This window comes from Streptomyces sp. RKAG337 (assembly GCF_023701715.1).
Lineage (GTDB): Bacteria > Actinomycetota > Actinomycetes > Streptomycetales > Streptomycetaceae > Actinacidiphila.
Window position 1 is genome coordinate 5,198,148 of the sequence record NZ_JAJOZA010000001.1, and the last position, 14,657, is coordinate 5,212,804.

Consider the following 14,657-nt stretch of genomic DNA (forward strand, 5'->3'; position numbering starts at 1 on the left):
GCAACCGGGCCGGCGGTCCCGGCGCCCGAGTGGCGGGGGTGTGCCGGCCGGGTGATCCTGCGAGGACGTGTGCCCCGTACGTCCTCGGAGGTCGACCGTGCCGAATGGCATCCCCTTGCGCCGCCTGCTGACCGCGCTGCTGCTCTGCGGTGCGCTCCTCACCGCGACGACCGCGTGCAACGACAAGGCGAAGAGCGAGGTGTCCGGCAGCCCGACGCCGTCGACCACGGTGGAGCAGCAGAAGCTCGCCAAGACCCGCTTCGTCGCGAACGCCGGGCTCGCGGCGGGCGCCACCTATCAGTGGATCATCAAGCCGTACCGCGCCGGGACGTTCAAGAAGGGCGCGGACGGCCGGACGTTCGCCCTGGTCAAGGGTGGTCTGGCCGGGGCGTTCGCCTACAACCGGCTGAAGGCCGCGGCGGACAACGCCAAGGGCGACCCGACGCTCTCCAAGCTGGTGGCCCCGCTGACCGCCGGAATCGCCGCCCTCAAGGACCTGCCCAGCAAGCTGCGCAAGGGCGATTCGACGGACGACGTGGTCAGCACGTTCCAGAAGACGATCGACGGTGTGAAGGAGGCGGGCAAGCAGGCGGGCGCCGAGGTCAAGGACCAGATCCCGTCGGCGAGCCAGCTCGGGGGCTAGATCGTCCCCGCTAGCCGTTCAACTCGGCGAGCACACGCAGGGTGTCGGGATCGGGCGCGGTCACCAGCAGGTCGGTGACCGGGCCCGACCGCCACATCTCCAGCCGCTCCGCGATCCGCTCCCGCGGCCCGACCAGCGAGATCTCATCGGCGAAGGCGTCCGGAACGGCCAGCACCGCTTCCTCCCGGCGCCCGTCCAGAAAGAGCCGCTGGATGTGCCGGGCCTCCTCCTCGTACCCCATCCGGGCCATCAGGTCGGCGTGGAAGTTCTTCGCCTGGGCACCCATCCCGCCGATGTAGAAGCCGAGCATCGCCTTGACCGGCAGCAGCCCCTCGGCCACGTCGTCGCACACCTGGGCCCGCACCAGGGGCGCGACCATGAAGTCCTCGGGGGCCTCGGCCAGTGACAGCTCGTAGACGTCGGTACGCATCGGCGACCAGTACAGCGGCATCCAGCCGTCCGCGATCCGGGTCGTCTGGGCGATGTTCTTCGGACCCTCGGCGCCGAGCAGAATCGGCAGATCGGCCCGGAGCGGATGAGTGATCGGCTTGAGCGCCTTACCGAGCCCCGTACCGTCCTCGCCGGAATACGGATGGCTGTGGAACCGCCCGGCCAGCTCGACCGGCCCCTCCCGCCGGAAGACCTGCCGCAGCACGTCCACATACTCGCGGGTCGCGGTCAGCGGGCTCTTCGGGAACGGCCGCCCGTACCACCCCTCGACCACCTGCGGCCCGGACAGCCCGAGCCCCAGCAGCATCCGGCCGCCGGACAGATGATCCAGGGTGAGTGCCTGCATCGCGGTGGCGGTGGGGGAGCGGGCGGCCATCTGCGCGATGCCCGTCCCCAGCTTGATCCGCGACGTGTGCGCCGCGATCCAGGTCAGCGGAGTGAAAGCGTCCGAACCCCACGCCTCGGCGGTCCACACGGAGTCGTAACCGAGGCGTTCGGCCTCCTGCGCGAGTTCCACATCGCGCGGCCGCGGCCCACGCCCCCAGTAGCCGAGTGCCAGCCCGAGCCTCATGGCGTGCCGCCTCCTTGATAACTGACGATGCGTCAGATCAGGACTGTACGGCACCGGTCGGGGCGGCGAAAGACATGAGCCCCCGCCCGGATTCCGGGCGAGGGCTCACACGTCGGTCGCGAACGTCAGCCGCGCTGAATGCCGCTCGTGTCCTGCAGCACGCCACGCCGGCCGTCCTGCGTCTGCGCGATCAGCGCCGCACCCCGCTGCTCCACCGCCAGGTACCACGTACCCGGCGCCAGCTCGGCGATCGGCGTCGGCGAACCGTCCTCCGCGAACAGCGGACGCGGCACCGGCACCGCGAACCAGAACGCCGTGAAGTCCGAGGAACCGGACTGCGGCGGCTGGCCCTGTGCCGGCTGCTGCGACTGCGGGGCCGGTGCGGGCGCGGGCGCCTGGCCGCCGAAGGCATGCGGCTGGGGCTGCGGCTGTCCGCCGAACGACGGGTCGGGCGCCGGAGCGCCGGGGTAGCCGTAGCCACCCGGCTGCGGCATACCCGGCTGCGGCATGCCCGGCTGGCCCAGACCCGGCTGCGGCGCACCGTAGGGCGCGCCACCGTACGGCTGCGGCTGCTTCGGGGCGCCCATCAGCGGGGCCTGCAGGGCCGGAAGGCGGGACGACAGCACCGCGAGGACCGCGAACGCGATGCCGAAGACGAGCGTCAGCCAGGCGCCGGCGCCCTTGCTGATGTTGTCGCCGTCGCCGCCGTGGCCCACGTCCGGGATGACGGTGGAGAACGCCGACCACAGCGCCGCCCAGCCGACGAAGACGGCCAGCGCGGTGCCCCACTGCTCCAGGGTCAGTCCCGCCACCTGGCGGCCCGCGGGCACCATGGCCCGGCCGAGCACGATCAGGGCCGCCGCCGCGAGGGCGGCGAGGGTCACGGTCGGCAGCAGCGGGAACAGCGCCGCGCTCCACGTACTGACCGTCTCGTCGGATCCTGAACCAACATCGATGGAGAAGAACGGCAGGAACGAAGCGATCAGCAGCAGCACCGCTGCTCCGATCACCGCGCCGTCTCCTCGGGACAGGGAGCGGATGTTCACGTAAGGTCCTTTGTCGGTCTCGGTGTCTTCGTCGCTGTCGCCGGTACGCGCAGCGCTCTCTAGCCAGTTCAGGGGCGAGGCGCGGGAGTGGCCCCCCATCGTAAGGGTGTGGTCCGCACCCGGTGAGCCGGGTGCGGCAACTGGTGCGCAATCGGCGCCGAATGGCTACCGGTTGGTCACCTCTTTCCCTGGAGGAAAGCCGTAATACCGTCAGCGATGCCCTCCGCTGCCCGCTGCCGCCACTTCGGATCGGTGAACTGCGCCGCGTCCTGCGCATCCCGCATGTTGCCGCACTCGATGAGCACTTTGGGGACGGTGGAGAGATTGAGCCCGCCCAGATCGCTGCGGGCCATCAGCCCTGTGCCGTCCGCCAGGTAGTTCGCGGGCGCCGAGCCCGTGTCGGTCGCGAAGTGCGACTTCAGCGCCGCACCGAGCAGACCGGACGGCGCCACGATGGGCCGCGTGTCGGCGGCCCCCGCGTGCAGGGACGCCGGGGTGATCACATGGAATCCGCGATTCCCCGCCGCCGAACCGTCCCCGTGAATGGATACGGCCGCGTCCGCGTGCGCCTCGTTGCCGATCCGCGCCCGCTCGTCGATGCACGGTCCGAACGACCGGTCGCCGTCCTGCGTCAGCCGCACCTTCGCCCCGCGCTCGGCGAGCAGGGTGCGGACCCGCCGGGAGACGTCGAGGGTGAACGACGCTTCGGCGTATCCACTGTTGGTGGACGTGCCGGTCGTGTCGCATTCCTTACGAGTCGTCCCGATATCGACGAGCCGGTTGATGTCCGCGGTGTGGTTGACGTTGTTCGTGTTGTGCCCCGGGTCGATGACGACGGTCCTCCCGCTGAGCGGGAGTGCCGCGGCCGGGGCGGCGGGCGTCCCCTTCGCCGGGGACGTACCGGACGCCTTCCGCTGCGGATCCGTCGACGGCGGCCTCCCCGACGCCGGAGACGTCGGGGACTCGGCCTTGCCGTCCGTCTGCTCGTTCGGGTTCGCCGGGGCCGACGTCGACGGCAGGGGCAGCACCCGCTGGGCCCCGTCGTCGCCGCCCGGCCCGTGCATCGACTGGTACACGAGCCAGCCCGCGAAGCAGGTGGGCACCAACGCGGCCACGGAAATGACCACGGCGCCGGTCCTGCCGCTCATCCTCGACTCGTCGCTGAACACGCTTCCGATGCTATCGGCCGCCGGCGGCGGCCGTCCCGGATCCCTGTTTCGGATCCCGGTCCCGGATCCCGGTCCCGGATCCTCGGCTGGGATGCCGGTCTCGGGTCCCGGTCTCAGATCCCCTCGCCGGTGCGCCGCAGGACGCGCAGCGAGCGCGTCACGGAGACCTCCGTGAACGCTCCGGAGTCCAGCGCCCGCCGGTACACCCGGTACGGCGCCTGGCCGCCGTCCGCCGGGTCCGGGAACACGTCGTGCACGACGAGCACGCCGTCCGGCGCCACGTGCGGGGCCCAGCCCTCGTAGTCCGCGGTGGCGTGCTCGTCGGTGTGCCCGCCGTCGATGAAGACCAGGGCGAGGGGCTTGCCCCAGGCCGCGGCGACCTGCGGGGAGCGGCCGGCGATGGCGATGACGTCGTCCTCGAAGCCTGCCGCGTGCAGGGTCCGCCGGAAGGTGGGGAGGGTGTCCATCAGGCCGACCTCGGGGTCGACGAGGTCCTTGTCGTGGTACTCCCAGCCGGGCTGCTGCTCTTCGCTGCCGCGGTGGTGGTCGACGGTGACGGCCACCGTGCCGGTCGCCGTGCCGGTCGCCGTGCCGGCCGCTCGGGCCGCTTGGGCCGCTCGGGCCGCTTGGGCCGCGGCGGCGAGCAGGATCGTGGAGCGTCCGCAGTACGTTCCCACTTCGAGGAGGGGCAGCCCGGGGAGGCGCGCGGCGGCGTCGGTGGCGGCGGCGTGGAGGGCGAGGCCTTCGTCGAGCGGCATGAACCCCTTGGCGGCCTCGAAGGCGGCTTGGACGCGGGGATGCAGGGTGGCCATGGCGCCGCCTTCTGTGTTTGTGCCTGGGTGGTCGTCCGGGCATCCTGCCAGGTGGGGTGGTGGGTGCGGGGGCCGGGTCCTCCGGGGTGGGGGGTCGAAATCGACTATTTAGGGCCTGGCGGCCCACAAATAGCTCGGCAGCATTTCGACCCCCCACCCCTCCGGCCCCGTCCCCCTCCCGTCCGGACGGCGGGGGTGGCTGCCCGCGCCTTCCCCGTCGGCGGGCTGCGTGCCCTCGGCGGGGGCCAGGGCGGGTGGCCGGCCATCCGGCCGGGTGCCCCCGGCGGCCAAAGGCCCGCCGCAGGACCTCGCGTATCTGCGCCCCCGCCGTAGGCGAACCGCCGGCCGGGTGCCGGCGCAGGTCCGCCGGGTCGCGGGCAAAGGGTGGGTGGGTGGGGAAGGGCCCGCCGCAGGCGCAGCCCTGCCGCGGGGCGCCAACCCTGCCGGTAGGCAAAGGGGCGGGTGGGTGGGCGAAAGCCCGCCGCAGGCGTGGCGGTGCTGCGGGCGCCCACGCACCTGCATGCCCGCCGCAGGCGTGTGGCGCGGGTGCGTTTCTGCCTGAACCTCGCCGGAGGCGAACCCGTTTCTGACCTTCCGTCAGAATGGAACACGTTCTAGTATCCGTCCGCATGGGCATCGGAATCACCGAAGAGCACCAGGAGTTGGCGGCAGCCACCCGCGGGTGGGCGGCTCGTACCGTTCCCCCCGAAGCCGTGCGCGCAGCGCTGGACGCGGAGGTGGACCCGGACGCGGGGGCGCCCGTGTGGTGGGGGGAGGTGGCTGCGCAGGGGTTGTTGGGGGTGCATCTGCCGGAGGAGTTCGGCGGGGGCGGCGGCGGGCTGCTGGATCTGGCGGTCGTGCTGGAGGAGCTGGGGGCGGTCTGTCTGCCGGGGCCGTTCCTGCCGACCGTGCTGGCGGCGGCCGTGCTGGGGCGGGCCGCGGAGGGCAAGGCGCTGCTGCCGGAGCTGGCGGACGGCAGCAGGATCGCGGCGGTCGCGCTGGGCGCGGGGTCGATGACGGCCGAGCCGTCGGAGGGCGGCGGGTACGTACTGGACGGCACCGCTCCGCCGGTGCTCGGCGGGGCGGCGGCCGGGCTGGTCCTGCTGCGGGCCGGTGAGCTGTGGATGGCGGTGGACGCGGCGGCGCTGGAGGTGCGCGAGCGGTCCGGCGCCGATCCGACGCGGCGCACCGCCGAGGTGGTGGCGCGGCGGGTGGTGGTGCCGCCCGAGCGGGTGCTGGGGATCGAGCCGGGAGTCGTGGAGGTGCTGGCCCGGGTGCTGTTCGCCGCCGAGGCGTGCGGGATCGCGGGCTGGGCGCTGCGTACGGCCACCGAGTACGCGAAGGTGCGCGAGCAGTTCGGGCGGCCCATCGGGCAGTTCCAGGCGGTGAAGCACGCGTGCGCGGACATGCTCGTACGGGTCGAGCAGGCGCGGGCGCTGACCTGGGACGCGGCGCGTGACGTACTGCCGCTGACGGCCGCGATGGCGGCGGCCGCCGCGGTCGAGGCGGCCTTCGGCTGTGCCAAGGACTGCATCCAGATCCTCGGCGGCATCGGCTTCACCTGGGAGCACGACGCGCATCTGTATCTGCGGCGGGCGACCGCCGTGCGGCAGTTGCTCGGGGCGGGGCACACCTACCGGCTGCGGGTGGCGGAGCTGGCGGAGCAGGGGGTCCGGCGGGAGCTGCGGCTCGATCTGCCCGAGGAGGCGGAGACCTACCGGGAGCGGGCGCGGACGGTGGTGGCGGCAGCCGCCGGGCTCGATCCGGCCGCGGCGCGCCAGGCGCTGGCCCCCACCGGGTACGCCGCGCCGTATCTGCCCGCGCCGTACGGGCTGGGCGCCGGGCCCGTGCAGCAGTTGGCGGTGCAGCTGGAGCTGCGGGCGGCCGGGGTGAAGGTGAGCGATCTGGGGATCGCCACCTGGGTGGTGCCGTCCCTGATCGCGCACGGCAGCCAGGAGCAGCGGGACCGCTATGTGCCGCGCACGCTGCGCGGCGAGGCGCTGTGGTGCCAGCTGTTCTCGGAACCGGGGGCCGGTTCCGACCTGGCGTCGCTGCGGACCCGGGCGGAGCGGCTGCCGGACGGCCGGTGGAAGGTCAACGGGCAGAAGGTGTGGACGTCGGCCGCCCAGTGGTCGGACTTCGGGATCCTGCTGGCCAGGACGGATCCGGCGGCGCCCAAGCACAAGGGCCTGACGTACTTCGTGGTGGACATGAAGAACACGCCCGGCATCGACATCCGGCCGCTGAAGGAGATCACCGGCGACTCGTTGTTCAACGAGGTGTACTTCGACGATGTCGTGCTGCCCGGCGACGCGGTCGTCGGGGAGGTGGACGGCGGCTGGCGGGTGGCCCGCAACACACTCGGCAACGAGCGGGTGCACATGGCGGACCAGGTGGCCTTCGACACCGGTCTCGAGGCGCTGATCGGGCGGGCCGGCGCGGCGGGCGAGGTGGTGCGCGACCGGCTCGGCGGGCTGCTCGTCGAGGCGCACGCGCTGGCCTGCATCGGTCTGCGGACCACGCTGCAGCAGGTGTCGGGCCTCGAGCCGGGCGCCGGCGCCTCGGTGCGCAAGCTCGTCCAGACCCCGCACCAGCAGCGCATCGCCGAACTGGCGCTGGAACTGCTCGGCCCGGAGGGCGTCACGGACGAACGCGCCCTGCACGGATTCCTGATGGCGCGCTGCCTGACCATCGCGGGCGGTACGACGCAGGTGCAGCTCAATGTCGTCGCCGAGCGGATCCTCGGCCTCCCCCGTGACTGAACCCGTGACTGAAGGAGTACGCATGACCAGCAAGGTCTTCGTCGTCGGCGTCGGCATGACGAAGTTCGAGAAGCCCGAGACCCGTGACTGGCAGTACTGGGACATGGTGAAGGAGGCGGGCACGGCGGCCCTGGCCGACGCCGGGATCCCGTACGACCTCGTGGAGCAGGTGCCGGTCGGGTACTGCTACCAGGCGTCCACGGCGGGCCAGCGGGCGGTGTACGAGCTGGGGCTCAGCGGGGTGCCGGTCTACAACGTCAACAACAACTGCGCCACGGGTTCCACCGCGCTGATGATGGCCCGGCAGTTCGTGGCCGGCGGCCTCAACGACTGTGTGCTGGCGCTCGGCTTCGAGAAGATGACCAAGGGCGCGCTGGGCGCCGGTTCGAGCGGCGGTGACTTCGCGACCTCGCCGGTCGCCCGGCACTACGGGGTGATGGCGGCGAAGCACGGGTTCGAGATGACCCCGCCGACCGCCCAGATCTTCGGCAACGCCGCGCGGGAGCACATGGAGCGGTACGGCACGACGGCGGAGCAACTGGCGGGGGTCGGCGCCAAGAACCACGGGCACTCGGCGAACAACCCCAACGCCCAGTTCCAGGACGTCTACACCGTCGAGGAGATCCTGGCCGCCAGGACCATCCACTCGCCGCTGACCAAGCTGCAGTGCTCGCCTACCTCGGACGGCGCGGCCGCCGCGGTGGTGGTCTCGGAGCGTTTCGTGCGCGAGCACGGTCTGGAGGACCGGGCGGTGGAGATCGCCGGCCAGGCGATGACCACCGACACCGGCGAGAGCTTCTCGTCGGGCTCGTGCATCGACGTGGTGGGCAAGCCGATGTCGCGGGCGGCGGCGCACGCGGTCTACGAGGAGTCCGGGCTCGGGATCGAGGACGTCGACGTCATCGAGCTCCATGACTGCTTCTCCATCAACGAGTTGCTGACGTACGAGGCGCTCGGCATGTGCGGGGAGGGGGAGTCCGGCAAGCTCATCGGCGACGGGGCCACCACGTACGGCGGTCGCTGGGTCGTCAATCCGTCGGGCGGTCTGATCTCGAAGGGCCATCCGCTCGGCGCCACCGGTCTGGCGCAGGCCGCCGAACTCGTCTGGCAGCTGCGGGGCGAGGCGGGGCCGCGGCAGGTCGAGGGGGCCCGCGTCGGCCTCGCGCACAACATCGGGCTGGGCGGCGCCGCGGTCGTCACCCTGCTGCGGCGGCCCGCCGGCTGACCGTTCGGCGGGTGCGGTGAGTGGGCGGTGAGTGGGCGGTGCGTGGGTTGTGAGTGGGTGCGGTCAGGTGCGCGGATGGGGCGCGTGGGGCCGTTGTTGGGGGCGATCGTGGCATGTACCGTTCAACGGTACGTTGCCCGGTCGTTCCCCACACGACGTTCTACGCGCGCAGACTTGGCGACCGCACGACCTCTCCCACCCCCCACGGAGGTACGCCGGATGCTTGTACACAGCAGTTCCCGCCGCCGCTTCACCGGCGCTCTCGCCGTCCTCGGTGCCCTGATCGCGGGCACCGCCGTCCAGACGGCGACCGCTCACGGCGCCCACGCGGCCACCCCCCACCGCGTCCTGTTCGACAACGCCCACGCCGAGACGGCCGGCAACGCCGACTGGATCATCGGCACCAGCCAGCCCGACCCGCTGGGCCAGAACTCCGCGCCCAAGACCGACAAGGACTGGACCGGCGCCCTCTCGTCCTGGGGTGTGGCGCTCCAGAAGACCGGTGGCTACTCGCTCAAGACGCTGCCCGCGGGCGGGAAGATCAGCTACGGGACGTCCGCCGCGACGGACCTGGCGAACTTCGACACCTTCGTGCTGCCGGAACCCAACGTCCTGCTCACCGCGGCGGAGAAGACCGCCCTGATGACGTTCGTGCAGAACGGCGGCGGCCTCTTCCTGATCTCGGACCACAACGGTTCGGACCGCAACAACGACGGTGCCGACTCGCCCAAGATCATCAACGATCTGATGACCGACAACACCGTCGACAGCACCGACCCGTTCGGCTTCTCCGTCGACAAGCTGAGCATCAGCTCCGACCACCCGGCGGCGATCAACGACAGCACCGACCCGGTGCTCAACGGAACCTTCGGCAAGGTGACCAAGAGCCTGATCGCCAGCGGCACCACCTTCACGCTCAAGCCGTCCGACAACCCCGCCGTCAAGGGCCTGCTCTGGCGCACCGGTTACAGCCCCACCGGCGCCACCGGAGCCTTCTTCGCCACCAGCACCTTCGGCAGCGGCCGGGTCGCGGTCTGGGGCGACAGCTCCCCGATCGACGACGGCACCGGCCAGTCCGGCAACACCCTCTACGACGGCTGGAACGACACCACCGCCACCAACGCGGCCCTGGCACTGAACGCCACCGCGTGGCTCTCCCGGGCCAGCTGACGCCGCGCGCGGTGAACGGCTGGTGTCACAGCCAGCCGTTCTGGCGGGCCGAGCGGACGGCCTCCATGCGGTTGCGGGTGCCGGTCTTGCCGATGGCCGAGGAGAGGTAGTTGCGGACGGTGGACTCCGAGAGGTGGAGTTTGCCCGCGATGTCGGAGACGGTCGCTCCGTCGGCGGCCGCGTTGAGCACATCCTGTTCCCGGGCGGTGAGCGGGCTCGGGCCGGCGCTCAGGGCGGCCGCCGCGAGGGCCGGGTCGACGACGCGTTCGCCGGCCAGGACACGGCGGATGGCGCCCGCCAGGTCCTCGACCGGCCCGTCCTTGACCAGGAAGCCGGCGGCGCCCGCCTCCATCGCGCGGCGCAGATATCCCGGGCGGCCGAAGGTGGTGAGTATCAGCACCTGGCAGGACGGCAGTTGCTTGCGCAGGTCGGCGGCGGCGTCGAGGCCGCTGCGGCCGGGGAGTTCGATGTCGAGCAGCGCGATGTCCGGCCGGGCGGCGAGCGCCGCCTCGACGATCAGGTCGCCGGCCGCCACCTGGGCGACGACCTCGATGTCGTCCTCCAGGTCCAGGAGGAGCGCCAGCGCGCCCCGCATCATGCCCTGGTCCTCGGCGAGCAGTACCCGGATCGGGTCGGTCATGCGGCGTTTTCCTCCTCGACGGGCAGTTCCGCGGTCACCTGGAAGCCGCGGCGCGGCGCCGGGCCCGAGTCCAGGGAGCCGCCGGCCGCGGCGAGCCGTTCCGACAGGCCCTTGAGGCCGGTGCCGATGCGGTGCGCCGTGGTGGTGGCAGCCGTCGTCGAGCTTACGCCGGAGCCGTTGTCGGTGATCGTCAGGCGGGCTTTTCCGCCGCTGGAGCGCAGCTCGATCTCGCACGAGGAAGCGCCGCTGTGCCGTACGACGTTGGTGACGCCCTCGCGGACCACCCAGCCCAGCAGGGCCTCCGCCTGCGGGGGCAGCGGCGGCCCGGATTCCGTCACGACGACCTCGATGTCGGAGGCGGACAGCGCGGACCGGGCCCGGTCCAGTTCGGTGGCCAGGCTGCCCTCGCGGTAGCCGGTGACGGCTTCGCGGATCTCGGTGAGGGCCTGCCGGCCGACCGCCTCGATGTCGGCGACCTGGGTGAGCGCCGCGTCCATGTCGCGCGGCGCGAGCCGCCGCGCGGCCTCGGACTTGACCACGATGACGGAGAGCGTGTGGCCGAGCAGATCGTGCAGATCGCGGGAGAAGCGCATCCGCTCCTCCGCCACCGCGCTGCGCGCCAGCTCCTGCCGGGTGGCCTTGAGCATGTGGACCGCGTCGAAGAGGGTGAGGATCACCGACACGACCAGGCCGGACAGGAAGGTGCCGTAGGAGAGGGTGGCGGTGTTCCAGAAGTCCTCGTGGTGCCCCACCCCCGCGATGACCCCGGCCGAGGCGCTGAGCCCGATCAGCACGATCCCGAGCCGGCGGCCGCGGGCGCTGACACCGCACGCCAGCGACAGCAGCGGGAAGAGCAGCAGCCAGTTGCCCCCGTAACCGATGGCGAGGGCGAAGGTGACGGCGGCCTGCGCGAGCAGCAGCCGCACCGGTACCGGGCCGCCCTTGAAGCGGTCGCTGAAACCGGCGCGGACGGCGCAGATGTAGAGGACGCAGAACGCGGCGAGGCCGGAACCGGCCAGCCAGGGGAGCGCCACCCGGCCCTCGGCCACGTCCACGGCGGGTCCGCTGGCCATCAGCAGCCAGGGGATGAGCGACCCGCCGTCCGGGCCCTTCATCCGGTCGATCTCCTCGCCGAAGTCCCGCGGCGCGTTGTCGCCGCAGCCACCCCGCCGGCCGAAGGCCCGCAGCCCCCACATGTCGACCATGTCCGTTCCACTCCCCGTCCAGCCCGCACCGCGTCGATCAGCCCACATCATGCGGTACGCGCTCCCCGGCGGTAAGAGAGGACCGCGTATCCGCCGAACAGCAGCAGCCAGCCGCCGAGCACGGCCACCGTGCCCGGGCCCGGGGCGTGGCCGGCGACGACGCTCCAGCCGAGGTCGCCGAAGCGGGCCGTGGGCGTCCAGCGCGAGATCTCGGCCAGCCAGCCGGGGAAGAGCGAGGTCGGGAACCACAGGCCGCCGATCACCGCGAGGGCGATCATGCAGGCCGTGTTGGCCACCCCGGTGGTCTGCGCGGTCAGGCCGTAACCGTTGCCCAGGCCGAGCAGGGTGAACGGAACGGTGCCCAGCCACAGCAGCACCGCCGCCGCGGCCCACTGCCAGGCCGCCAGGTCCACCCCGTTGACGAGGGCGCCGGCCAGCAGCACCGAGCCGATCGCGGGGAGCACGGTCACCGAGCTGGTGAGGGCGCGGGCCACCACGACCTGCAGCGGGCTCATCGGGGTGACCCGCAGCTGCCGCAGCCAGCCGAGGCCCTTGTCCTCCGCGACCCCGGTCCCGGTGCCGATCGCCGCGCCCAGCGCGCCGTACGCGGCCATGCCGATCATCGAGTAGGCCGCGTAGTCGTCCTTCTCGTCCCCGCTGACGCCGAGGTTGGTGAAGAGCAGGTACATCACCAGCGGCATCCCGATGCCGAACAGCACGAATCCGGGATCGCGCAGCGCGCGGCGCACTTCGAGCCTGACGTACTCCAGCAGGACCGGCATCAGATCGTCTCCTTCGTACGGGTCGGGTTCGCACGGGTCGGGTTCGCACGGGTCAGGGTGAGGAACGCGTCCTCCAGGCTCGCGGCGGTCACTTCGAGCCCGCGGACGGCGCCGCGCTCGGCGAGGGCGATCACGGTGGCGTCGGAGTCGCTGGTCCGCAGCCGGGCCCGGTCGCCGCGGATCTCCACGGAGGTCACTCCGGGAAGCAGCCGCAGCCCGGCGGATCCGGAGCCGGCCAGATCGACGCTGACCAGGTTGCCGCCGGCCGCGGACTTGATCCGCTCGCCGCTGCCGTCGGCGGCGATCCGGCCCCGGTCGATCACCACGATCCGGTCGGCGTTCTCGTCCGCCTCCTCCAGGTAGTGGGTGGAGAACAGCACGGTGTTGCCGCGCCGGGCGTACCCGCGCATCGACTCCCAGAAGGCGCGCCGCGCCTCGACGTCGAGAGCGGCGGTCGGCTCGTCGAGCACCAGCAGCTCCGGGTTCCCGGCCAGCGCCACCGCGAAGCGCACCCGCTGGGCCTGGCCGCCGGAGATCCGGTCGATCCGGCGGCGGGCGAGTCCGGTGAGACCGGCCAGCTCCAGGGCCTCGTCCACGGGCATCGGCGCGGGGTACGTCCGGGCGACGAACGTGACGAGCTCGCGCACGGTGACCCGCGGCACCGGCCGGCCGTCCTGCAGCATCGCGCCGACCCGGCCCTGGCGCACGGCCCGCTCCGGCGGGCCGCCGAACAGCCGCACCTCGCCGGCGTCCGGCGCGTCCAGCCCCAGCAGCAGGCCGATCGCGGTGGACTTCCCGGCCCCGTTGCGGCCCAGCAGGGCCACGGCCTCACCACGCCGGATCTCCAGGTCGATCCCGTCCACGGCGCGGACGCCGCCGAAGGCCTTGACCGCCCCGGAGAACCGCACCGCGGGCTCGCTCGCCATGGTTGTCGTCATGCCGTCGACGGTACGGAGAGCACCCCTGACCTCGGCAGAGGGGAATGTACGGGGTCGGCCGGGACAAATGTCACCGGTGGTGTGATCTGATGGTGCGTCAGCTATTCACAGGCTCAGGGCGATGCGTTATACATGAGCCACTGCTAGAACACGTTCTAGCAGTCCGTGATCGACCCCGGCGCGGCCGACGGTGCGGACAGCCGCGCCGGGGTCCTCCAAGACACGCGGGCACCGCCGTCGGCGCCCGCCGGCCCGTATCCGGCGCCCGCCCGCGCCGGTCAGTGCCCGTCCCTGTCCCCACGGCGAAGGAGCAAGCCGGACCATGCCCATCGACGTCGCGAAGGCCACCGCGGCCGAACCCCGCACCACCGACCTCGCCTGGGACCACAAGGACGTCCTGCTCTACCACCTGGGCGTGGGCGCGGGCCGGCCCGCCACCGATCCCGACGAGCTGCGCTACACGCTGGAGAGCAGACTGCAGGTCCTGCCCAGCTTCGTCACCGTCGCGGGCGGCAGCCTCGCCGCCGCCGGCGGGCTCAGCGCACCCGGGATCGACGTGAACCTCGCCGCCGTGCTGCACGGCGGCCAGCGCATCGAGCTGCACCGCCCGATCCCGGTCACCGGGAAGGCCGTGCAGACCAGCCGGATCGCCGCCGTGTACGACAAGGGCAAGGCGGCCGTCATCGTGCTGCGCTCCGAAGTCGCCGACGACGAGGGGCCGTTGTGGGCGGCCGACACCCAGATCTTCGTCCGCGGCGAGGGCGGCTTCGGCGGCGACCGCGGCCCCTCCGTCCGCACCGAGGCGCCCGGCCGGGAGCCGGACCGGACCGCCGAGATCGCCACCCGCGAGGACCAGGCGCTGCTCTACCGGCTGTCCGGCGACTGGAACCCGCTGCACGCGGACCCCGAGTTCGCCAAGGTCGCCGGCTTCGACAAGCCGATCCTGCACGGCCTGTGCTCGTACGGGATCGTCCTCAAGGCCGTCGTCGACACCATGCTCGACGGCGATGTGGCGCGGGTCCGCGCCTACTCCACCCGCTTCGCCGGGATCTTCTTCCCCGGCGAGACGCTGCGCGTGCGGATGTGGCGCGAGGACGGCCGCATCCAGGTGTCGGCGACCTCGGCCGACCGGGACGACGCACCGGTCCTCGCGGACACGGTCGTCGAACACGCGTAACTCCGTCAGCACTCCATCAGCACTCCATCGGCGAACGACCGCACCGCCCGCATCACCCCGCACCATT

At 72.4% G+C, this 14,657-nt stretch carries 12 protein-coding genes and 1 pseudogene; 5 read left to right on the top strand and 8 right to left on the bottom strand.

Features of this window, described 5'->3' with window-relative positions:
• Positions 1-97: 97 nt before the first annotated feature.
• Positions 98-643 (top strand): hypothetical protein, encoded by a 546-nt coding sequence (locus tag LNW73_RS23005; RefSeq protein WP_250975703.1) that lies wholly within the window; start codon positions 98-100, stop codon positions 641-643.
• Between the two features lie 10 nt (positions 644-653).
• Here LNW73_RS23005 and LNW73_RS23010 read toward each other — a convergent pair whose 3' ends face one another.
• From LNW73_RS23010 to LNW73_RS23025, 4 genes are all read right to left on the bottom strand, one after another.
• The gene (locus LNW73_RS23010) at positions 654-1,664 is read right to left on the bottom strand and encodes an LLM class F420-dependent oxidoreductase (RefSeq protein ID WP_250991189.1); all 1,011 of its coding nucleotides are present in this window, start codon (positions 1,662-1,664) and stop codon (positions 654-656) included.
• 125 nt (positions 1,665-1,789) lie between these two features.
• Positions 1,790-2,710 carry a DUF5336 domain-containing protein gene (locus LNW73_RS23015; protein WP_250991190.1) on the bottom strand — a complete coding sequence of 307 codons (921 nt, stop codon included), beginning with the start codon at positions 2,708-2,710 and terminating at the stop codon, positions 1,790-1,792.
• Positions 2,711-2,886: 176 nt separating this feature from the next.
• Positions 2,887-3,831, bottom strand: coding sequence for an N-acetylmuramoyl-L-alanine amidase (locus LNW73_RS23020; RefSeq protein ID WP_250993009.1), 945 nt, complete (start codon positions 3,829-3,831; stop codon positions 2,887-2,889).
• 161 nt (positions 3,832-3,992) lie between these two features.
• Positions 3,993-4,691 carry a class I SAM-dependent methyltransferase gene (locus tag LNW73_RS23025; protein WP_250991191.1) on the bottom strand — a complete coding sequence of 233 codons (699 nt, stop codon included), beginning with the start codon at positions 4,689-4,691 and terminating at the stop codon, positions 3,993-3,995.
• A 629-nt stretch (positions 4,692-5,320) separates the two neighbouring features.
• Between LNW73_RS23025 and LNW73_RS23030 the strand changes: the two genes are divergently transcribed.
• The 3 genes and pseudogenes from LNW73_RS23030 to LNW73_RS23040 form a co-directional block, all read left to right on the top strand.
• Positions 5,321-7,453 carry an acyl-CoA dehydrogenase gene (locus LNW73_RS23030; protein WP_250991192.1) on the top strand — a complete coding sequence of 711 codons (2,133 nt, stop codon included), beginning with the start codon at positions 5,321-5,323 and terminating at the stop codon, positions 7,451-7,453.
• Positions 7,454-7,475: 22 nt separating this feature from the next.
• Positions 7,476-8,678, top strand: a complete 1,203-nt coding sequence (locus LNW73_RS23035) for a lipid-transfer protein (protein WP_250991193.1) — start codon at positions 7,476-7,478, stop codon at positions 8,676-8,678.
• Between the two features lie 219 nt (positions 8,679-8,897).
• A pseudogene (locus LNW73_RS23040) lies at positions 8,898-9,845 on the top strand (hydrolase); the annotation flags it as partial.
• 28 nt (positions 9,846-9,873) lie between these two features.
• Here LNW73_RS23040 and LNW73_RS23045 read toward each other — a convergent pair.
• From LNW73_RS23045 to LNW73_RS23060, 4 genes are read right to left on the bottom strand one after another with little or no spacing between them, the layout of a single operon-like run.
• Positions 9,874-10,488: a response regulator transcription factor gene (locus LNW73_RS23045; RefSeq protein ID WP_138357852.1), complete on the bottom strand. Its 615-nt coding sequence runs from the start codon at positions 10,486-10,488 to the stop codon at positions 9,874-9,876.
• Entirely contained in the window at positions 10,485-11,693 is a 1,209-nt protein-coding gene (locus tag LNW73_RS23050; protein ID WP_374118158.1) for a sensor histidine kinase, read from the bottom strand. Before LNW73_RS23050 ends, LNW73_RS23045 begins: the two co-directional genes overlap by 4 nt.
• 47 nt (positions 11,694-11,740) lie before the next feature.
• Positions 11,741-12,466 (bottom strand): ABC transporter permease, encoded by a 726-nt coding sequence (locus LNW73_RS23055; protein WP_250993011.1) that lies wholly within the window; start codon positions 12,464-12,466, stop codon positions 11,741-11,743.
• 8 nt (positions 12,467-12,474) lie between these two features.
• On the bottom strand, positions 12,475-13,413 hold the full coding sequence (locus LNW73_RS23060) for an ABC transporter ATP-binding protein (protein WP_250991194.1): 939 nt from the start codon (positions 13,411-13,413) through the stop codon (positions 12,475-12,477).
• 322 nt (positions 13,414-13,735) lie between these two features.
• Here LNW73_RS23060 and LNW73_RS23065 point away from each other — a divergent pair, with 322 nt between their 5' ends.
• Entirely contained in the window at positions 13,736-14,590 is an 855-nt protein-coding gene (locus LNW73_RS23065; RefSeq protein ID WP_250991195.1) for a MaoC/PaaZ C-terminal domain-containing protein, read from the top strand.
• Positions 14,591-14,657 lie beyond the last annotated feature (67 nt).